The organism is Bacillus sp. UNC438CL73TsuS30 (assembly GCF_000482325.1).
Taxonomy (GTDB): Bacteria; Bacillota; Bacilli; order Bacillales; family Cytobacillaceae; genus Neobacillus.
In genome coordinates this window covers 1-22,062 of sequence record NZ_AXVA01000011.1, presented here as the reverse complement: position 1 = coordinate 22,062, position 22,062 = coordinate 1, and the positions used below count along the sequence as shown (strand labels likewise).

Here is a 22,062-nt window from a genome sequence, read left to right as displayed (position 1 = left end):
TTTTACCCTCCCGTTATTCAATTGTGATCCATTTTCCAGAGCGATTATTTTTGTATGCCTCAAAGATTTTGGTTAAATGTAAGGAATCCTTCAATGTGGCCCGTTCAATTTTCCGGCCTTTTAATACTGCATTGGAAAAGTGATTGACGCTTTGAACCATTCCCTGCAGAAAAAGGTTTTTATTATAAATTTGCCCTAAAGAAAACTCCGGCTCCCAATGCACTGGACCATCCGTCGGATCATCACCAATATAGGACGGGGCCTTCCCATATTCTCCACTGCCTTTTGATCCCTTATAGTAGGACAGCCTCATTCCGTTATCGATCACGACATTCTGCTTATTTCCTATCACTTCATATCTTTCAAGAGGGCTCGTATCTGCTTGAGTGGAAGGTAACTCCAGATTTCCAACTGCACCTGACTTAAATGAGAGAAGTGTCTGAACGTTCCCACTCGGTTGGTGCTCAATGAAAAGCATTTCCTTTACTTCACCCATAAGATAATGAATGCCGGACATTGGGTGACAAATATCTAAAAACCAATGTAAACCAGTTCGTTCGCCAAGCTCCTCTTGAAATGGAGACAAAGTAAGCGGGTATCTCCCTGAAATGGAGACCGGCTCTCCAAATAGCTCACTCTCAAGAATCTTTTTGGCTTTGACAAACGTTGGATAAAAATAACGTTTATTTGAAACAAGGACAAACTGACCTGTTTTTTCTTCCAACTCGATTAATTCTTCTGCTTCTCTCGCAGTATAGGAAACTGGCTTTTCGATCCATGCAGGCAGCCCTGCCTTCAAAATATCTGGAACAATTTTCGGATACAGGGGATGACCATTTTGATCAAAATTTAAGACAACAAAAACAGCATCCAAATCCTCTTTTTTCAACATTTCTTTATAATCTGTATAAGCTTTTTCTGCTCCAAATCTTTTTTTATAAATTTCAGCTCGCTCTTGGTTTAAATCACAAACAGCAACTAATTCAACTGGTGCATAATCAAACGTTGGGTAAACATTTCGAAATGCATGAGCTCCGCACCCAATAAATCCCACCCTAATCTTATTGGAATACTCGTAATTAAATTTAATTGGTTCCATTGTTTCTCCCCTCTTCATCCTTTATTAAACTATTATTCACCGATTGTCTGACGGTCTGGTGCTGAATAGGCGATGATCATTCTACAAGGTTCCCAGCTAGTAACAGTCGCATTATGTGGTACATTTCTCGGGATACGCAACATCATTCCAGGTTTAAGATGATAGGTTTCATCCCCAAGTGTATGATCACACTCTCCGGATAACACAAAGATTAATTCTTCGCAATTTGGATGGACGTGACGATCATTGGCTTCCCCGGCGTTTATATATACCATTCCAAATGTCATTTCACATTCTGGATCAATATCCTGGCCACAGAGCCATTGAATTCCGCCCCAATCCATTGGTAATAAGTGTTTTTCAGCATTCAAATCCGTAATAGTTGCCATTTAAAAATCTCTCCATTCCTTTGTTATTTTTCAAAAATACGTAGAAGTATAGTTACTTATTGGCCCCATCGGTCATCCCTTCCACAAATGACCGTTGGAAAATGATATAAATAATAATGCTTGGAATCATACTAATCACAGTGCCGCCAAAGATTAATCCAAAATTTGTAGTCTGTTCCCCCTGGAAAGAATATAATCCTAGAGAAATCGTAAATTTGTTTTGGGAAATCAATAAAACTAATGGAAGTAAAAAGTCATTCCAGATGTTCATAAAAGTGAAAATCAGCAGGGCTACTAAACCGGGCTTGGCTAATGGCAGAATAACAGACCAAAAGGTTCGCCATTCACCGGCACCATCAATGGCGGCGGATTCTTTAAGCTCCTTTGGAATATCCCGAAAAGTATTTCTCATCAGGAATATGGAAAACGGCAGCGCCAACCCAGATGAAACTAAAGTAACCCCTGTCAAGGTATTCACTAAGCCCATCGATTTTAATTGAAAGAAGATGGGGATGATGATCGCCTGTACAGGTAGTGACATCCCTAATAGCACCAAATAGAAAATGAAGTTATTTCCTTTAAAGTTTAATTGGGCAAAGGCATATCCTGCAGGGCAGGCAACCAACGCAACAATCAACATCCCGCCTATCGTAATAAAAGCACTGTTTAAGAAGTAAACTTTAAAGTTCCCCAGATTCCAGGCATTGATATAATTATCAAAATCCCACGACTTTGGCAGCGAAAAAGGGCTACCAAAAATTTCCATATTAGTCTTAAAACTTGCAATGATCGCATAAAAGATAGGTGCCGTAATAAAAAGGAGAAGAATGAGCAGTACCGCCCATAGGGCAACTTGTGAAGACTTCCATCTTTTAAAAATAGACTCCACTAATTTTCACTCCTTTCCCGGTAATAGTTAAAAGCAACCGTAAATAGGATTACGATGATTCCCAATACCACACTTCCCGCCGTTGCATAGCTAACCTTATTCATACTAAAGGCCGCCTTATAGACATAGGTTGAAACAAGTTCACTCATATAGAATGGTCCACCCTGGGTCATAATCCAAATTAATGCAAAGCCCTTTAGCGCATTTATAATAACCATACTAATGACAACGTTTAGGGTATTCCGTAAACTTGGAATTGTTATACTCCAAAATTTTCTGATTGGACCTGCTCCATCCAAGTCGGCCGCCTCATATAGTTCATGATTAATATTTTGTAAACCTGCTAGAAATAGAATCAAATAGAGACCGTAGAAGGCCCAAGTACTGGCGACCACTAATGCTGGAATAACAAAGAGAGGTTCACCCAGCCAATTCTTCGCAGCATTTTCTAAGCCTATCGATCTTAAAAATACGTTGATGGGTCCCATATTCGGGTCATAAATTTTCGACCATAAAATCCCAACAACGGCTAAAGATAGAACACTTGGCAGGTAAAAGCCTGCCCGGAAGAACGTCTTTCCCTTTTTTAACCGGCTAATTAAAACAGCCAATATTAAGGTTGGGATAACCATTAGGATTAAACTAAGGACTACCCATAACAAATTGTGTCCCAGTGCCTTTAAAAATATTTTGTCACCGGTAAGTTTTATATAGTTTTCGAAACCAACGAAATTCATCGATGGTGCTGCTCCATCCCAATCAAAAAAACTTAGTTTGATTGCATTGATCATCGGATAGAGAATAAAAATGGCGTATAAAATGAGCGCTGGTGATAGAAAGGAAAGAATCATAATGATCTTTTTGATCTTCACTTTTCTTTTTCCCTTCATAATGGCGGGACTATTCTTTTGATCAATCTTTAAAGAGGATGCAGAATCAGATAAATTCAATGTTTACCCCTCCTTTACATGAGGGGTTCAAAGTTTTAAACCCCTCATATTCAATTACTTGTTTAATTTGAATCCCGCAGCACGATCCTTCTCTGCAGCTGCTTCAATATTATTCATAGCTTCCTTAGGTGATATCAAGCCACCAACCAGACCCTGTAAATTTTGATAATAGGCTTCTTTTGCTTCCACCCCAATAAATACACTTGGATTGTAGCCAGAACCATCCGCAATTTCTTTCATTGATGTTTTTAAAACATCGCCAACTGGTTCAATTCCTTCTGAAGCTTTTGAAGCTGGGACAAAATTATAATCAGGCTTGTGTAAAACAATATCGCTATAATCCTTTGAAACGATAAAATTGAACCATTTCTCAGCTAAATCAACATCTTTCGCTTTTGTCGGAACCACCCAGGTTAACCCAATTCCACCAACTGGTTTAGCCGTCTTTCCGTCAATAAAGGAGGGCATCATAAACATATTGACGCTTTTTTGTAAACTTTGAGCCGCAAGGTCCGTAATTAAATAGGTCCCTTCTGCCTCCATCGCTGCTTTTTTACCTAAAAATCTAAACTTCGAGTCAGCTTGTGTTTGCGTTACAGATTCTTTAGCAATATACCCCTTTTTCACCCAATCGTTCATCATTTCTGCTACTTTCACAATTTCTGGATCATTCCACTTTCCGTTTCCATATAATAGATTTTCTACTTTTTCAGTACCAGCCACAGATTCCAACATAACCCCAAACAACCATCCAATTGCGTATCCATTACGTGCCCCTACTGTAATTGGTGAGATTCCGGTATCTTTTAATTTTTGAAGTGTTTTCAAGAATTCGTCTTTTGTTTTTGGGACTTCTAGCCCGTTTTTCTGGAAGATATCTTTGTTATAGAAAATACCAATGGCATCAATCATATGGGGTAATTCATAAATATTTTTTTCACCAGAGATAAGGTTATAAGCAAATGGACGCAGTTTATCTTTCCAATCGTTTCTTTCATACATTTTATTTAAAGGTTGAATTAAATTTACATCTGATAAAACAGAAACCCTGCCGGGGCCTGCATTCATGAGAATCGCATCAGGCGGATTTACTCCAGACTGCAAAAGAGTTGGCAGTTTTCCAGATTCCACTTGTACATCACCGGTAGCAATATTGACGTTAATACCAGGGTTCAGTTCTTTAAATTTGTTAACAACATCTGCCCATTGCTGTTTTTCAACATCGTTAAAGTAATTCGGAATATAAAGATCTAGCGTTTTGCCCTTCTCGGCTTTTGCGCTATTACTTTCATCCTGTTTACCTGAATTATTTGCGTTATTACTAGCTGTAGGAGACTGACAACCAACGATCAGGGTTACCACTAAAACAACTGTTAGCACTAAAGTAAAAAAATTCCTGTAATTTTTCACCTTTTGACCCTCCCCAAACATCTACTAACTGATTTTTCAGTATTTTACATAAAAAGGATTTTACTTTTTTTCCTCCCTTCGTTATTCTAAAAATAGTAAACTTGAACTTATTGATAATTATAAATTTTTTAAATAATTAAACAACGGGATAAATCGTAGGAAAAAAGGGACATTTAGTGGCTAGCAAAAAAACTAAAATAATCTATTAAAAGGGAGGAAAATTTGACCAAATGAGGTTTTTAAACTCCATCTTCTTTAAACTCATTATTTCCTTTATACTCATCTCAGTTATTCCACTTTCTTTAGTTGGATGGGTTACATTTAAAAAATATTCACAAAGCCTCTATGAAAATTTGCAGTATCATGCAAATTATATTTTAAGTCAGAAAATGAAAGCGCTTAATACTTTTTTATTTGATTTAGAAAGAATGCAATCTGGAATAAAGAACAGCGCAGTATTTTCACAATTTCTAGCAAACCAAGATCCTACTCTGCATCCACAGTTCTACTTAAGACTTGATGCTCTGATGGAAAGTATTCAAACGATCCGCCCGGAAACAGTTGGTATAACCATTATTAGTAATAACGGTTTTGTTTACAATTACGGTTATTCCCTTAATATGAATTTTACAAAAGACTATTTTAATAAACTTCCCTGGTTAAAAGATGTAGAAAAAAATAACCTGAACCCTCTTATTACGAATCTACACACCAGAAGCTATTCCAATCTAGATAAAAATCAAAAGGTATATTCCTATGTTCAAAAGGTTTGGGATCGTAATCTAAGAAGTTACGGCTATATGGTGATTGATTTTAAACCTGAATTACTCGAATACATATTAAATAATGAACTAGATTCCGAAACTTCATCCGGAACATTTATATATAACAATCAAGGCTTTGTCTTAGCACCGGCACGCTTAGCTCATATCTCCTTTGACTCCGTACAAAAACAAAAAAATGGGTCAACTATCCATACCAAAGACCATAAGAGCTATCTGCTTTTTAAACAATATAATCCTACAACGAAGTGGTATGTAGCAGAATATTTCGAAGCAAATGATTTTTATAAGCCAGTCACACAAGTGAAATGGATCGTATGGATGATCATCATTACAAGTGTAATCGTTTGTTTATTATCAGCTATGTTCATCTCCCATAGAATATCCAAACCGATTAAGATATTGCAAAGAGTGATGTCCAAGGTTAAAAACGGTAACCTTAATCAAAAATTTATCGTTAAATCGAAGGACGAAATTGGTGAACTCGGACAAGGATTTAATGAAATGATTGTCCAGATTAATAGGTTAGTCCAATCAGTGGCTGAGGAAGAGAAATTAAAAAAAGCTGCAGAAATCACCGCACTTCAACTGCAGATTAATCCCCATTTCCTTTATAACACACTGGAATCGATAAACTCACTAGCACGAATGAAGAAGGAACACGAAATTAGTCATTTAATAGTTCTTTTAGGAAGATTATTACGTTTAAGTATCAGCTCTTTTGAAGAGAAAATCCCCATACATCAAGAAGTTATGTACCTCGAAAGTTATTTAGAAATTCAAAAAATCAGAATGCGCTATCCCCTTGATTATTCAATAGTAATGAATGATGAAATAAAATTCTGTCTTACAGTAAAACTGATTCTTCAACCGATTGTGGAGAATGCCATCATCCACGGAATTGACCCTTTAAGATCCTCTGGGAATCTAATTATTGAGGGTAAAGAGGTGGATGGGAATATCATCTTCACTGTTTCAGATAATGGAAAAGGCATAGAACCTGTCCATCTCCAGCAAATTCAGGAACGCCTAAAAAATAATTCAGAGGATTTATCCAAGTATAAAAAGAAAATTGGCTTATACAATGTTCAAACCAGGATTCAATCCCATTACGGTAGTAACTATGGAATCAGTATCGAAAGCAAAATCAACAAAGGTACAACCATTAAGGTTAAAATCCCTAAAGAGGTGAATACAGATTATGAGAAAAATGTTAATTGTGGATGATGATTGGCTGATCTCTAGCAGTTTAATGGCCATGGATGAATGGAATGAGCGGAATATTGACGTGATTGGAACAGCAGAAAATGGAACCGAAGCATTGTACTGGATGGAAAACGAAAAAATAGACATGATCTTAACCGATATTCGAATGCCAAATATGGACGGCCTTGAATTAACCAAACATATCTATGAAAATTCACCTAGAATTCAGGTTATTATTATGAGTGGTTATGAGGAATTTACCTATGCTCATAATGCACTGAAATATAATGCAAGAGGTTACATTTTAAAACCAATCGATACAGATGAACTATTTGGTGTGATTGATAAGATTCAAAAGGAAACAGAAATTCCAAGTCAAGATTCTCCTTCGAATGAGGAAAAATCTGCTTCCTATCATGAAAGATTAGTATTGAGTGCCAAATCCCACATAAACGCAAACTATATGAATCCGATTTCTTTAAAAGATGTTGCGAAGCGCGTTCACCTAACAGAGCATTACTTCGGGCAAATTTTCAAAGCTACAACGAACGAATCCTTCAATCAATTTCTTACCCGAGTAAGAATGGAAAAAGCTTGTCACCTGTTGAAAAATCCGAACCTTAAATATTATCAAATCAGCCAGCAAGTGGGATATACTGACCCTAAATATTTCACGAAAATGTTTCAGAAAACATATGGCTTAACACCTAAAGAATATCGGAATCAGATTTTTACTTCTTGAGAGTTTCAGCAGATTTATCAGGTAAATCCAAACAAACGTTCATTTCTTTAATTAAAGTATGAGCTGGTTTGCAATCCTCTTTATAGGAATCGTTTTTTGTTCCAACATTGTTTCCCTACAAGCTAAAAGGATAGATGAAGATCATCTATCCTTATGCTACGTTAATTTTATTATTTTCTACTGATACAGTGATCGCAGTTACGTTTTCGCTATTAATAATTAAAGAAGTGATTTTATCTTCAAGTTGCTCTTGAATGACGCGTCGAAGTGGACGAGCACCAAACACATTGCTATATCCTAATTCGGCAATCTTTACTTTTGCTTCTTTATCGATTTCAATGGAAATCCCTTGGTCTTCTAATGTTTCTTTAAGTTCGGTCATCATAATCTCGATAATTTCCACAAGGTTCTCTTTTTGTAAATGGTTAAACTCAATAATCGAATCAATACGGTTTAAGAATTCAAGTTTAAAGTGATTTCCGATTTTATCGACAATATTTGATTCCGCTCCTTGCTGTTCATCGCCGCCAAAACCAATTGGCGCAAAAGTTTTGATTCCTACACCTGCGTTTGAAGTCATGATAATAATTGTTTCCGTAAAGCTTACAACTCTTCCTTGGCTATCTGTTAACCTGCCATCTTCCATGATTTGAAGAAACACATTCATCACATCTGGGTGTGCTTTTTCGATTTCATCCAATAGAATGATGGAATAAGGGTTTCGGCGAACTTGTTCCGTTAATTGACCTGCTTCCTCATGTCCGACATAGCCAGGAGGTGAACCAATGAGCTTAGAGACAGAATGTTTTTCCATATATTCACTCATATCTAAGCGAATCATCGCATCTTTACTGCCGAATAATTCGGCTGCAAGAGTTTTCGTTAACTCGGTTTTACCTGTACCTGTTGGACCTAAGAATAAAAATGAAGCGGTTGGACGTGTTTTCGGTTTTAATCCAACACTTGCCCTTAAGATTGCATTGGCTACTTTTTCAATAGCTTTATCCTGACCAATAATTTTACTTGCTAGCTTTTCTTTCAAGTCCTTCATTTTTTGTTGCTCTGCTTTTTGTAGCTTTTGTACAGGGATTCCAGTACTTTTTTCAATAATCTCTTGGACCATTTCTACGGTAATATCTTTCGTTATATTATCTGAGTATTCAGATAATATTTGTTTCATTTCTCTCTCTTCATCACGAAGAATCGCGGCTTTTTCGTAGTGCTCTAATTCCGTTGCTTGTTGTTTTTCTTCAATAATTTCTTTTAAGCGCTGTTTTAAATAGTTAATATCTAGCTCTCCTTGAGCAAGGTTTAGCATTGCACCGGCCTCATCCATTAAATCGATGGCCTTATCTGGTAAGAAGCGATCTTGAATATAGCGTTTTGATAGTGTCACACATGCTTTTAGGACTTCATCCGAATACGTTACATCGTGATACTTTTCATATGCCGGCCTAATTCCTTTTAAAATTTCAAACGCCTCATTCAAAGACGGTTCTTTCACAATCACCGATTGGAAACGACGCTCAAGTGCAGGATCTATTTCAATCATGCGATACTCTTTAATCGTTGTTGCGCCAACAATTTGAATATCACCGCGCGCTAACGCTGGTTTTAATATATTCCCTGCATCCATTGAACCGTCAGAGGTACCTCCAGCACCAACCATCATGTGCAGTTCATCAATGAACAAGATGACGTTTTCACGTCGTTGTAATTCAGCAACAAGTTTTTTCATTTTTTCTTCAAATTGTCCTCTGTAGGCTGTACCTGCTACAAGTGAACTGATGTCCAGCAAATATACTTCTTTCGTTTTTAGTTTCGCCGGTACTTTGCCTTTGACGATTTGAAGGGCAAGACCTTCAACGATTGCTGTTTTCCCGACACCAGCCTCACCGATTAAGACCGGATTATTTTTTGTACGACGGTTTAATATTTGAAGGATACGTTCAATTTCTTGATCCCTACCGATCACGCCATCAATTCGCCCTTCTTTTGCTTCATTCGTCAAGTTCCGTCCATGTTGATCAAGAAAGCTATTTTTTTTTCGTTTCTTTGTCTTGGTTACTTGGACATTTTTGTTTTGCTCAGGCTGGCTGCCATCTGTATCCAACAGATTGAAAATTTGGTTGTCAAGTTTAATGGAGCCGTTTTCCAATTTTTGTTTTGCGATATCATAGCAATCTGCACACAAACTAATTTGGCTTTGACCCTGATTAAATGAGAAGTTTAACTGATAACTCGCTGGCGATGTTTGACAGTTTTGACAAATCATATTTCCAACCTCCCTTTGACATTGACCATTTTTGACTATGAATAGATGAAAAAGGAGCCACTTTTACTAGTAGGCCCGGTGAATTTTTTATTAAGTTTCTTTCTATTATATTGTACTTCTTTTAACGTTTCTACAGGTAATGGTTGGGTATATACCCAACCTTGTAAACGTTTACTCCACTATACTGTTGAAAACATAAGATTGATGTATTGTGATGAACACTTATATATATTTATGTATATTTTGATATTTAAGAGAAAAAAAGGAGCTATAAAGAAAACTCTAACCGAATCTAAAATGTACCCTACCACTCTATAGGGTACATTTCCTTCAGATAGCCAAGAACTCCATCGTTTCTATACAAGCACTCATGCTTCATTTAGCTTAATTCCTTAAAATACCCAATCATAAATTCCCGGAATTCCCGAACGACCTTTGAAGTATACCGCTCCGTTTTCCATGCCATTCCTATTGTTCTTGTACAGACAGGCTGTTCAATGTGCAATGGAACAATTTTTTCATAGTGTGAATAGCGAAGGGTATGCTCAGTTAAAAAGGATACCCCCAATCCTTCTTCTACAAAGTTATGAATGGATCCCGGTTCTTCGAGTTCAAAGGCGATTTTCGGTGTGAATCCTGCTTTTTCACAAAAACCATCTGTTAGCATTCTGAAGGGATTCGTCGGCTCTCTGTGAATAAATTGTTCATCTGCCACTTCCTTTAACTGTATGCTATCTCTCCCAGCCAAATGATGGGTATCCGGGACTATGATAAATACTTCATCCTCCATAAGATTAATCCAGCTGATTCCTTCTTTTTCAATCGGAAAGTAAGTAACACATAAATCGATTTCTCCTTTTTCCAATTGTTCCGCAAGTCGTAAGGGAGAATGCATACTTACTTGAAAATTGGCGGATGGATATGCTTTACGAAATTGACTAATAATATTCGGTAATAATGGGGTATGCATGACAGACAGTGAAATTTGATTCTTGCTCTCTCCTGCGAGTTCCGCCATCTCAAGCTTGGCAAATTCCAATTCAGAAAAAGCCTTATCTACTCCTTTTAAAAAAATTTCCCCAAATTGATTTAGTTTAATATTCCTTCCCTCTCGATCAAAAAGGGAAACACCCAGCTCTTCCTCTAAACGAGAAATGGTTTGACTTAGTGACGGCTGTGCAATTTTAAGCTCTTTGGCAGCCCTAGTTATATGTTCAAATTCGGCAACGGTTTGAAAATACCTTAATTGTAAGAAATCCATTTGTCCACCTCTATTGATAGCTCTCAACCTATAAGTAAATAGTAATACATATATTAGTCATTATCAATTATATGGAGTATGATTAAGGATATAAATTACTTTGGAAGTCGAAATAAATTCCAAATAATAAGAAAGGTGTTTATATGGAGAATTGGAAAAGAAATTTATTTGTTTGTTGGTTCGGTTCATTTGTGACGGCCGCGGGGATGAGTCAAATAGCCCCTATGCTGCCTTTATATATCGATCAGCTAGGAGTACACGCAACTTCAGATATTGAAAAATGGTCTGGATTGATTTTTGGTTCCACTTTTTTAATCTCAGCCATTGTTTCGCCTATTTGGGGAAGACTGGCAGATAAAAAGGGCAGAAAACTAATGTTACTCCGTGCGAGCCTTGGAATGGCCATTGTCGTTTTTGTGATGGCATTTGTACAAAACGTTTATCAATTACTCGCATTACGGATGTTAATGGGGGCTGTTTCCGGTTACATTTCAGCATCGGTTACATTAGTGGCAACACAAACACCAAAGAAAAATTCAGGCTGGGCACTCGGTACACTTTCAACAGGCTCCGTTAGCGGCGGACTTCTAGGTCCTTTAATGGGGGGATTTATTGCAGAATTCTCTGGAATTCGGAGCTGTTTTGTCGTAACAAGCGTGTTATTGTTAATCGCCTTTTTTGCTGTTTTATTTTTGATAAAAGAAGAATTTACACCTGTTCATAAAACACCTTTAGCCTTTAGCCAAGTTTGGAAGCTAGTTCCTGATACGAGATTGCTAATTTCATTGTTTGCTAGCACATTTATTTTGCAAATTGCCAATATGTCCATTCAGCCATTAATTACTGTTTATGTGAAAGAATTGTCACCACATGCAACCCATTTATCTATGATTGCGGGAATGGTGGTGGCGGCTGCCGGTTTAGCCAATATAATCGCTGCTCCACGATTAGGTAAGCTTGCTGACCGTATCGGTTCAAGAAAAATATTGATTGGAGCACTTATTGCTGCAGGAATTATCTTTATTCCACAAGCATTTGTGAAAACACCATGGGAACTCATGGGACTGCGCTTCTGTCTTGGACTTGCGACAGCTGGATTATTGCCATCCATTAACAACCTTGTCCGAAAAAGTGCGCCAGACGAAATTGTTGGTCGTATTTTCGGGTATAATCAATCTGCACAGTATATTGGTACTCTCGGAGGATCTGTATTAGGCGGGCAAATGGCAGCATTCTTCGGGATTCATTATGTGTTCTTCACTACAAGTGCTTTATTATTGCTAAATGCATTATGGGTTTACAGTATTAATCATATAGGTATTAGAAGAAGGAGCATGTCACATAGTCATTAAGAAACACACTGAGAATTGCTTGTTTCACAATTTCTAGGATAAAAAATGATTCGAAAGTTGAAGGTGAAGTAAGAATTCGGTTATAATAAATTAAAATACGAATAAATTAAAAAAGACCAGACATGCGGTAACATGTCCGGTCTAGCAATAGAAGGTTCCCTTAATGGGGTCGGCTATTGTTGAGTGATAATCCACCCGAGCCTCTAAAAACTCAAGGGTGGATTATTTTTGTTTAAATGACAGTATGGCTACGATTAAACTAGCAAAAGCAATCGCAATCATTAATGTTTCATAAACTGTCATTCAGCATCACCCCCTTTCTATTGGGAGTGAGCCGGCCACCCTTGTAAAATCCAATTCTATTGCATTTATAGTTTATCATATTTTAACTAAAAATAGAACAAATGTTCCCTTTTGTAGAATTAATACTGGTTCCGATATATGGACCAACAAAAGTTGCTTATGAATATAATGTAAAGCAACTTTTGTTTAGTGCTGTTCTTAATTCAAATGATACAACCGTGATATGTTTAGATGTTCTTATACCTAATGCTATACTAAGTCATGCATTTTTTTTCCTACTTTTATATATCCATTCCGCAATAAATCCAACAACAAAACCAAAAATAATTGGATTCAATGAACCACCAATAGTAAATCCCCCATTTGAGATTTCCTCAAAATTGAACCAACTTAGTGATTCAATATTATATAAATGACCGCAAAAGTATAATACAGACGTTGTAACGATAAATACAATGGTTGGAATCCAAAAAGTTTTCTTTAGCATTCAAATACCCCCTTAATTGGATTTTATTGTAAGTTAATTGAAGTCAATTATATTTTATTATAATTCAGCAGCAATATTTACAAAAACAGCGTTAAAAAAATAAATCGATAGAACCGTTTCCCATTCGTGGTCGGTTTGTCATTCTAGGTGATGCCGGTATATCGTAAGATTTTGCAAAATGGTAGAAAAAAATAAAAAAAGCAAGAGCAAAAAACTCTTAACGGAGAATTTATGTAGGTATTAGAAGGAATGGTAAAGTGGGAACGATTAAGAAAAAAGCCGACTTATTTTCCAAGAGATACGGAATATAAGTCGGCGAATAACTCGAATAGAACAAATGTTCTATTGAGCCCCTGTTGTTTGAACCTTAGGCTGTTTCGTATTTCCATTAGGACCTAGATATTGATAATTATTAGGATCAATCGGTTTAAATCCCTTTGGGGTATAGAACCGTAATAAATCTTTATTGACCACTGCATCGGACATTTGAAGTTCTGTTGAGATCTTATCATTAATGGATTTATAGGCACTTTGATTTGGTAATAATTCACCCGTGACAGGGTTATAGAATTTCCCGCTTACTTCCGTTACTTGTGGCGATACATAATCACCATTTCTAAACAATGCCCAGTTGCGATGATTTTTAGATAATAAATCGGAACCGAACTCAATGTAATCTTTTGTATCCACACCTAATAAATGTAGAAGGGTTGGACGAACATCTACTTCACCGCCGAATTGGTGCTGAACCCCACCTTTTACACCTGGAACATGTATATATAATGGTACTTCCTGCAATTTGGCATTAATGGTTGGCGTAATTTTTGGAACGCCAAGAACTTTTGCCATTGCCTTATTGTGGTTTTCGGATAGACCATAGTGATCTCCATAAAGGACAATGACCGTTTTATCATATAGTCCATCCTTTTTTAAAGCATCGAAAAACTGTTTAAGAGCTTCATCCATATAATGTGCTGACTGGAAGTAATTGTTTACTACTGAGTCACCAAAGTCTCCGGCAGGAAAATTTGTATCTTGTTTGTCCATTTCAAATGGGAAATGGTTGGATAACGTAATAAATTTGGTATAAAAAGGTTGTTTTAAACCCTCAAGCATGGACATGGACTCTTGGAAATAGGGCTTATCTTTCATCCCGTAGTTCTTAATATTTTCAGGAGACATATTATAGTATTCTGCGTCGAAAAATTGATCATAGCCTAATGCTCGATACATTACATTCCGATTCCAGAAAGTTTTATAGTTTCCATGAAAGACTGCAGAAGTATAGCCTTTTTGACCTAAAATGGCAGGAGTCGCTTGATACGTATTTTGTGCTTTATTGATAAAAACGGCCCCTTGATTTAACGGATAGAGTGAATTTTCCATCAAGAATTCAGCATCTGATGTTTTACCTTGTCCCGTTTGATGATAGAAATTATCAAAATAGAAGGTGTTGCCATCATGAGCCAATGAATTTAAAAATGGCGTCACTTCTTGTCCATTTGGCATTTTATAATCAATCATAAAGTTTTGAAATGATTCTAAGGAAACGTAAATAACGTTCATCCCTTTTGCTTTACCAAAGTAAGTTGGATTTGGTGCCGTATAATGGGCTTTTCGATAATTTTCTACAGTGGTGATATCACTGCTGCTAGCGAGTGCCCGTTGACTAGAAGTTTTGATATTTTGAATGACATCCAAAATGGTAAAATTATATGCCCCTAAATATTTAACAAGGTAGTTTCGATCAAAGGAACGTGTTAATAATTGCGGACGGTCCTTTTCGGCTAATCCAAGGTTAAAAAGAAAAACAGTGACAGCAAATAAAAATACAATTTTATAGGATTTACGATTTTTCGCAATCGCTTTTTTAAAGATCGTTAGAGCAAGAACAATTAGAATAAGGGTATCTGTGAAATAAAAAATATCAAATGGGGACATTAAGGAATTGGCGCTATCGCCCAACTGTCCAGCATTCGTTTTCGCTTGCATAATGACAGGGACTGTTATAAAGTCATTGAAAAATCGATAATAAACAATATTCGCATATAAAAGAAATGACAATACAAAATTGACGGTAATCATGATCTTTTTGGTATGCTTTTTAGAAAGTAAACCTAATCCAATAAAGAATAATCCAGAACTAATTGGATTAATAGCTAACAAAAACTTTTGTAGATTATTATCTATGCCTAATTTAAATTCTATTTGATAGGCTGCATAGGTCTTGATCCAAAATAACACTACTGCTATAGCAAAAAAGATAATATGACTCTTTTCGAATCTTTTAAGTAGTCCGGCCTTTCCCATTTTAAAACTCCTCTCCAATCGATCAATACTATTTTTACCATACTCGTACCTAATTACAAAAAAAATTATCCAGCTAGGAGCCGGATAAACAAAAATATATTAAATAGGGGGTCAACATGAAAAAGTACTTTTCATGTTTTTATTTTAACCCCATGATATGAACAAGTTGTGAACAAAATATGAAAATTATTTTGAACTTCCCCCAAAAAAATAGTACCTGACTCCCGATGTAGGTACGTTACTTCCAATTTGGATTAATACGTTTGTTTGGAAATTTTCCGACTACCTTCTGATATTCGTTTTCAGAGGTTTCCGCATCCAAAACTATTTTTTTATATTCATATGTTTTATCATTGGCCAATATAGAACAAAAAAATATACTTGGCTATTATGATTTAAAGCCTCTTGAACGATGACCCATTGCGATTGATAATAATCCGGCCGAAAAATAATAAAAAGAGGTAAAACCAACATAAGATATGTTGCATCTACCTCTTTTTTAATTTATAAAATAAAGCACTGGAAGAACCTGCAACTAAATCTTTTTAAATCTCCGGATTGAATACTTTACTAGATATCTATCAACCGCACTCCTTCCTATTTAAACAAACTGGACTTAAAAAGCCATGCTATGACTTAAAAAATAGGTCGAATAGTTCTAAGATCTGCTCTTATGAACAAATCTCAAAGAAAAGGCATCCGAATGGGCTCATTCGGATGAATTTAAGTGCCTGGCCCCCAGCGAGTTAAAGCGTTAATGCACTGGGGGTCAGGCACTAGCTTTCTAATCTTTACACTGGTACGGGACAAACGGATCCGGAAATAATGGCGCATGTACCGGCACATTATAAGCACTGGAACGCATAATTGAAAGCCCCCCTATTTATTATTTAATTGGTATAGTTGGTTCCAATGATACCTTTTCTTTTCTTGTATACTTACTTACTATGAAAATGGTAAGCGTAGAAGCAACGGTAGCTGGGATCAATTCATACAAGTAGGCGGCCCAAGGCGTATTGACCCAAATAACCGTCACTAAAGTACCAACAATGATCCCCCATATCGCTCCTTTTTTTGTCACCATATCTGTATAGAGAAGCATAATTAACAAAGGACCAAAACTCGCCCCCAGCCCTGCCCAAGAATACAAGACTAAAAGAAACACCGTTTGGATGTTCATAAGCGCAATAACAGTAGAAATAAGCCCTAACACAACCATCGTCACCCTTGAAATGGTCATCGTTTGTTTATCGGTAAAAGGTTTTTTCACGACTGCCTTTAAGAAATCGCTTGCAAATGATTGCGTAGCCACCATGACCTGTGACGAAAAAGTAGATTGGATGGCTGAAAAAATAGCAGCTAATACAATACCTGTTAAAATAGGATGTAACAAATCAATGGATAAATTAGGAAAAACATACTCAGGATCTTTTAGGGTTGGATAGATGATCCTTCCGATTAACCCTAACAGGTTCGACCCTGTCATCACAACAATAACCCAGAACATGGCTATATAAGAACCTTGTGTGATAGTCTTATCATCCCTGGCTGTTAAAAATCTTTGCACAATATGGGGCTGACCAGGCTCGCCAAATCCAAAAAAGAATAATCCGGCAAATACACCAAATGCCGCAGCACCAGTTGCACCACCTAGCGAAGAAGTTAAGATGGGATCAATAGAATGAAGGGTATTAAAAAAGGTTGCAGCTCCTCCAAGTTTAAAAAAGATCATGTAAACTGGAAAAATAATCAATACGGCCAGCATAATAATTCCTTGTGTAAGATCGGTAAATACGACAGATCTGTACCCGCCAAAAATGGAGTAACCAATGACAAATGCAGCTGAAAGAATTAATCCGAGTTTATAGTCAAATGAAATGGTAGCATCTAGTGCTTTGCCGGCTGCTGTCAGCTGAGAGGACATCGAGGCGACAAAAAATATTATAATAACGATGCTAGAAATAATCTTTATTACATTCTTTTTATCATTCAACTTTTTACTAAAATAATCGGGTAGGCTTAATGCGCCAAGCTTAGTTCCTTCCCTTCTTAATTTAGGCGCAACGACAAACCAGTTAATTAAATAGCCAATAATGAACCCAGGTAGCATCCACATGGTACTGACCCCTGCAGAATATGCGTATCCTGCAGCACCAATAAAAATCCATCCGCTTGTATCGGTTGCACCCGCACTGATTGCCGTAGCCCAAGGACCAAAATTTCTGTCACCTAAATAAAAGCCCTCTTCACTTTTGGAAATGTATCGCTCAGCCATTACTCCAATAACAAATACAGCCACTAAATAAAGGGCAAAAACGATGAGCATTTTATTCCTCCCCCCTATTATTCAATGTTTTTGTAAGGAAGAAGGTAGCAACAAATCCCAACACGGGCACAATCACATATAAGAACCAAATGAGAAAGGCATTTTCCATATGGCACACCCCTTTATTTATTTAGATTTTCAACGATTTCTCCATACGTTAGTGTAAAGGCACCTTCCATGTACATTGCGCCTAATACTTTTTTTATCCCTAACTCACTCAATGGATCCTCAGCTGATGGTTCGATGTTTATTGTTGCCTGACCATATACTTTTTTCTTCGTTTCTGCATTCTGCAATACATTTTTAATGACGAAATTGGTATCTGTCCCATACACTTCTGGATTTGGCATACGTTTCACTTGAAGTCGAGGTGACAGAATAGGTGGTTCATAGAAACTTCCCTGATCCTTTTCAAATGTGACATCGATAATTTTTTTTCCTTTTCTCGTGATGACACCCCTAATGGAGGTTTCATCCTTTTTAAATTGAACCTCTGCTAATTTTTTAGGATACCCCCAAATTTCCCTTCCTGCACAAAGAGCGCCATCCGTATCCACATATTCAAACGCAACACATGCTCCTTCGATATCTTTAAAGGAACATGGAATTACGATACCGCCTTCACTGTATAAATCTAACCCTTGAATTTTAATATTGGTTAAAACAAAAACCTCAAACACATCCGATGTTACTTTAAACTCTTTTGGAAGGAATCTTTGTAAAGCTTCTATATCTCCTTGGCAATACACACTAACCTTTTGATAATCTTCATAATGATAAGGAAGTGCTGGGTATAACGGTGAGTATTCTGGTAAAATGGTATATTCGTACTTGGACATTTTCATCATCCTCCTTTATTTGTTATTTATAATATTGCAAAAAATATGCCAATATTGAGAAGTCAGATAATTAGAGGTCCAGAGAGTTCTCATTTTACCATTCACCCAAAAAAGTATGTGTATAACGGGTAATTACCCATTTTTGAGTAACTTGATTTTTAGGATATAATTCTCTAAATGATATTTTTTTATTTTATTGCTCAATGTTTGTTGTGGAATGTCTAGATTACGAGAAGCCTGTGAAATGTTTCCACCTGTTCGTGCAAGCTCCTGTTTAATGATTTTCGTCTCCGTTTCTTCGATCATCTCTTTAAAGCTTAAATGGTTATTAACATCTATTAATGGATGTGTTGCATCTAGAAATGTTCCTGAAATTTGATAAAGATCCTGTAAATCAATATCCTTTTCTTCAATACATCCACTTGTTTTTAGATTCATGATTCTTTCGATACAATTCTTCAATTCTCTAATGTTCCCAGGCCATGGGTAGCTCAATAATTTTTCTAGAGCCTTTTCTGTAAGACCCGTAATCTGCTTATCAAATATTTGATTATAATGTAGAATAAAATACTCCGCTAGTAATGGAATATCATTCATTCGTTCACGTAGTGGAGGAAGCTCGATGTTTAGTACATTTAGGCGATAATACAAATCCGACCTCATTTCGTTCTTCATTAGAAGATTTTTCGGATGGGTATTGGTTGCGACGATTAATCGAACATTTACGGAAATCTCCTTCGTCCCGCCAACTCTCCTTATTTTATGATCCTGAAGCACACGTAGTAGTTTTGCTTGAAGATTTTTTGGCAGGGAATTAATTTCATCTAAAAATAGAATGCCGCCATCTGCAATCTCAAATAACCCTTCACGATCCTCCGCCCCTGTATAACTCCCTTTTGTTGTTCCAAACAAATAAGATTCTAGAAGATTTTCTGGAATGGCAGCACAATTCTGACTGACTAAAGGAATGATAGAATGATGGGATGCTTTATGGATCGATTGAACAAGAACTTCTTTTCCTGTACCCGTTTCTCCATAAATAAAAATAGGTGATGGGCTATTCGCGATGATACACAGTTTTGACTTGATATCCAGAATGGTCTTATCATTGCCAATAAAATCTTCAAAAGGATCAGCAAATGTTTTTGAGTATGGTTTTATGGTATTCGTTTTTTTCTGTCTCAATTGAAGCTGATGAAGTTGTTCTGTAACATTTTGGACATTCGAAATATCCTGAAATGTTTCAAACGCACCGATTATCTTTCCATTATTAAATAGAGGATAAGTAGACGTAAGTGTCGTCTTCATTTCGCCGCGATAGGTAAAAAAGGATTGTTCCCGATCAATCACGGGTTTTCCCGTTTTCATGACTTGGCAAAATACACTAGTTTCATAGGATAGGTTTGGAAAAACTTCAAAAAGATTAAGTCCCATTATTTTTTCATGATCCAAGCCAATCGTTTTTACAGCTTTATTTGCATAAATAAAGGATAAATTTTGATCGAGCACTAACACACCTTCTTTTAAAATGTCGACAATGCTCATTAACCAATGCTCCAATTTCTATCACCCTTTTGTTGTTTATCTATTTATCTATAATTAAACAGAAGGCACATTCTACAATCATCATCCCTAAATCCTAATTACAAGTATAGATTATTTTAAATATTTCGTATAATTCAGCACATAAAAAAAACTAATAGGAAGATTTTCCAATTAGTTTTAATCCTTTTCCTGCAACGTTTTCCAAATTTTATATTTCTCTCTCTGGCATGAGGCGAAGGGTCTAAATCCTGCTTTATTAACCGTTTCCTCATCCGCAAAAAATACTCTTTCTTTAACATATCCGCCTTTAGCGATGGCGCGGAGAGCTGCAAGACAATCCATTCGCCCGTATACTTTGGTTTTTTTATGACCGCCATATGTACCAGGAGTCTCACTTTGGTAAAGTTTCCTGTCAGTACCCATAAGTGTATAGGTTTTAAGCAAATATCATGGGTAATTATTCCTCCACTTCGTACTTTTTCCTAGTTTATGACATTTCTAGAGGAGTATTGTCATAAATCCTCTTTTACTGTAATGCTGTTCATCTAAATAAAATGAATTGTAATGCTATCGTTCTGTATATGAAGTATATGCCGTGTTAGGGTAATATCATAAGAATTTTACAGGAGGTAGCACACAGCATGAAGAATTCTTTTAAATCAATTGTAGTAGCTTGTGTAGCTACAATTGTCTTAAGTGTCCACAATAATATGGCTGAGGCGATCACCCAAACTTTCAATCAAAATGAACACAGCCTTCCGATACATGATATACAAAAGAGTTTAACCATTAAGAATAAAGTGGTAAAACAAAATAATTCTATTGAAGAAATCTTACAACCGCAGAGCGTATCCATCCGATTAGCAAAACCTGCGATAAATGTAACTGCCGAAGAAGAGAAATTACTAGCAGACCCATCAAACTCAGAAGCTATGACTACTAATAATTTGAAAATAGAGGCAGAAAAAGCGGATCAACCAAATGACCCAGAAGTGAAAGTTCCAGTTAAAGAGATTGCAAAACCTGCAATTTCTATTTCAGATAAAGAAAAAGACTTATTAGCCAGATTAGTAGAAGCTGAGGCAAAAGGCGAGACCTATCAAGGAAAAGTAGCCGTTGCAACCGTTGTGTTAAATCGAGTGGAATCTCCTCATTTTCCAGATACAGTGACAAAAGTAATTAATCAAGTAGTCGGGCATGCCTATGCCTTTTCACCTGTTCAAAATGGCGCAATTAATAATTCAGCATCAAAAGAGTCCATTAAGGCAGTAGAAGAATCACTAAAAAGAGAAGATACTTTAGATGATTCTTTTTATTTCTATAACCCGGAAATTGCCACAGATAATTGGATTCGTTCTCGTAAAACAGTAGAGACAATCGGTGATCACGTATTTGCAAAATAGAAGGAAGATTAAAAAAAGGTGTGCTAAACTGACAAAAGTAATGGCATGCCTTTATTAATTAACCAGTCTGTCGATCAATAAAGACTAGTAAATTAATTGCAACGCCGCTTATATGATTATTGTTTGTTTACATGTTAATGGTATCCATGGTGCCTAGTATAGTAAATAGGTCAAATAAATAGAAAAAGGCCACCGTTTTCATTGTAAAATGGAAGTACCTATCACAGAACTTCTAATTTACTACCCCCACCAAGGAGTTGAAAACGATGGCATATTCATTATTTAACCATATTCAAGGTAAAAATGGAAGTCGATGGGCAGAGTTTGTACGAGAAACAGGGACTGAAAATTTGTTGATGGTGGCGATTGATGCAGCGAAATTCACTCAAAAAGCCCTAATTGGTACGTTCTATGGGGATATTTTAGTGAAACCATTTGAGTTTGATGCGTCTATGACTGGTTTTGAATACCTTAAAAAGGTTATTCAATTGGAG

The 22,062-nt window shown here is 36.5% G+C and carries 17 protein-coding genes and 1 pseudogene; 5 read left to right on the top strand and 13 right to left on the bottom strand.

Annotated elements, in window-relative coordinates; all coding sequences use genetic code 11:
- Positions 1-13: 13 nt before the first annotated feature.
- The 5 genes from M028_RS29420 to M028_RS0104550 are packed head-to-tail and all read right to left on the bottom strand — an operon-like array spanning position 14 to position 4,737.
- Positions 14-1,099, bottom strand: coding sequence for a Gfo/Idh/MocA family protein (locus tag M028_RS29420; protein ID WP_051590932.1), 1,086 nt, complete (start codon positions 1,097-1,099; stop codon positions 14-16).
- Between the two features lie 32 nt (positions 1,100-1,131).
- Entirely contained in the window at positions 1,132-1,488 is a 357-nt protein-coding gene (locus M028_RS0104565) for a cupin domain-containing protein (protein ID WP_026572854.1), read from the bottom strand.
- Between the two features lie 52 nt (positions 1,489-1,540).
- Positions 1,541-2,377 (bottom strand): carbohydrate ABC transporter permease, encoded by an 837-nt coding sequence (locus M028_RS0104560; RefSeq protein WP_051590931.1) that lies wholly within the window; start codon positions 2,375-2,377, stop codon positions 1,541-1,543.
- On the bottom strand, positions 2,377-3,327 hold the full coding sequence (locus M028_RS29415; RefSeq protein ID WP_051590930.1) for a carbohydrate ABC transporter permease: 951 nt from the start codon (positions 3,325-3,327) through the stop codon (positions 2,377-2,379). Before M028_RS29415 ends, M028_RS0104560 begins: the two co-directional genes overlap by 1 nt.
- Positions 3,328-3,381: 54 nt before the next feature.
- Complete coding sequence (locus M028_RS0104550; RefSeq protein WP_026572852.1) at positions 3,382-4,737, bottom strand: ABC transporter substrate-binding protein; 1,356 nt, start codon at positions 4,735-4,737, stop codon at positions 3,382-3,384.
- A 230-nt stretch (positions 4,738-4,967) separates the two neighbouring features.
- Here M028_RS0104550 and M028_RS0104545 point away from each other — a divergent pair, with 230 nt between their 5' ends.
- Positions 4,968-6,746 carry a sensor histidine kinase gene (locus tag M028_RS0104545; protein WP_026572851.1) on the top strand — a complete coding sequence of 593 codons (1,779 nt, stop codon included), beginning with the start codon at positions 4,968-4,970 and terminating at the stop codon, positions 6,744-6,746.
- The gene (locus tag M028_RS0104540; protein WP_026572850.1) at positions 6,721-7,467 is read left to right on the top strand and encodes a response regulator transcription factor; all 747 of its coding nucleotides are present in this window, start codon (positions 6,721-6,723) and stop codon (positions 7,465-7,467) included. The genes M028_RS0104545 and M028_RS0104540 overlap by 26 nt, the downstream gene beginning before the upstream one ends.
- Before the next feature lie 151 nt (positions 7,468-7,618).
- Here the strand turns inward: M028_RS0104540 and M028_RS0104535 are convergent, their stop codons facing one another.
- Both M028_RS0104535 and M028_RS0104530 read right to left on the bottom strand, forming a co-directional pair.
- Positions 7,619-9,742, bottom strand: a complete 2,124-nt coding sequence (locus tag M028_RS0104535; RefSeq protein ID WP_026572849.1) for an ATP-dependent Clp protease ATP-binding subunit — start codon at positions 9,740-9,742, stop codon at positions 7,619-7,621.
- A 379-nt stretch (positions 9,743-10,121) separates the two neighbouring features.
- On the bottom strand, positions 10,122-11,003 hold the full coding sequence (locus M028_RS0104530) for a LysR family transcriptional regulator (RefSeq protein WP_026572848.1): 882 nt from the start codon (positions 11,001-11,003) through the stop codon (positions 10,122-10,124).
- A gap of 143 nt (positions 11,004-11,146) precedes the next feature.
- On the opposite strand from M028_RS0104530, the gene M028_RS0104525 reads away from it, so the two are divergent.
- Positions 11,147-12,355 (top strand): multidrug efflux MFS transporter, encoded by a 1,209-nt coding sequence (locus M028_RS0104525; RefSeq protein ID WP_026572847.1) that lies wholly within the window; start codon positions 11,147-11,149, stop codon positions 12,353-12,355.
- 222 nt (positions 12,356-12,577) lie between these two features.
- On the opposite strand, the gene M028_RS34025 is transcribed toward M028_RS0104525, so the two are convergent.
- The 6 genes from M028_RS34025 to M028_RS29410 form a co-directional block, all read right to left on the bottom strand.
- Positions 12,578-12,658: a putative holin-like toxin gene (locus M028_RS34025; protein ID WP_442852775.1), complete on the bottom strand. Its 81-nt coding sequence runs from the start codon at positions 12,656-12,658 to the stop codon at positions 12,578-12,580.
- A 259-nt stretch (positions 12,659-12,917) separates the two neighbouring features.
- The gene (locus M028_RS0104515) at positions 12,918-13,145 is read right to left on the bottom strand and encodes a hypothetical protein (RefSeq protein ID WP_026572846.1); all 228 of its coding nucleotides are present in this window, start codon (positions 13,143-13,145) and stop codon (positions 12,918-12,920) included.
- Between the two features lie 342 nt (positions 13,146-13,487).
- On the bottom strand, positions 13,488-15,455 hold the full coding sequence (locus M028_RS0104510) for an LTA synthase family protein (protein WP_026572845.1): 1,968 nt from the start codon (positions 15,453-15,455) through the stop codon (positions 13,488-13,490).
- An 886-nt stretch (positions 15,456-16,341) separates the two neighbouring features.
- On the bottom strand, positions 16,342-17,781 hold the full coding sequence (locus M028_RS0104500) for a sodium/proline symporter (RefSeq protein ID WP_026572844.1): 1,440 nt from the start codon (positions 17,779-17,781) through the stop codon (positions 16,342-16,344).
- Between the two features lie 122 nt (positions 17,782-17,903).
- Positions 17,904-18,620, bottom strand: a complete 717-nt coding sequence (locus tag M028_RS0104490) for an acetoacetate decarboxylase family protein (protein WP_026572843.1) — start codon at positions 18,618-18,620, stop codon at positions 17,904-17,906.
- Between the two features lie 132 nt (positions 18,621-18,752).
- The gene (locus tag M028_RS29410; protein ID WP_051590929.1) at positions 18,753-20,165 is read right to left on the bottom strand and encodes a sigma-54 interaction domain-containing protein; all 1,413 of its coding nucleotides are present in this window, start codon (positions 20,163-20,165) and stop codon (positions 18,753-18,755) included.
- A gap of 641 nt (positions 20,166-20,806) precedes the next feature.
- Here M028_RS29410 and M028_RS0104475 point away from each other — a divergent pair.
- Positions 20,807-21,568, top strand: a complete 762-nt coding sequence (locus M028_RS0104475) for a cell wall hydrolase (RefSeq protein WP_026572841.1) — start codon at positions 20,807-20,809, stop codon at positions 21,566-21,568.
- Positions 21,569-21,834: 266 nt separating this feature from the next.
- A pseudogene (locus M028_RS0104470) lies at positions 21,835-22,062 on the top strand (IS110 family transposase); the annotation flags it as partial.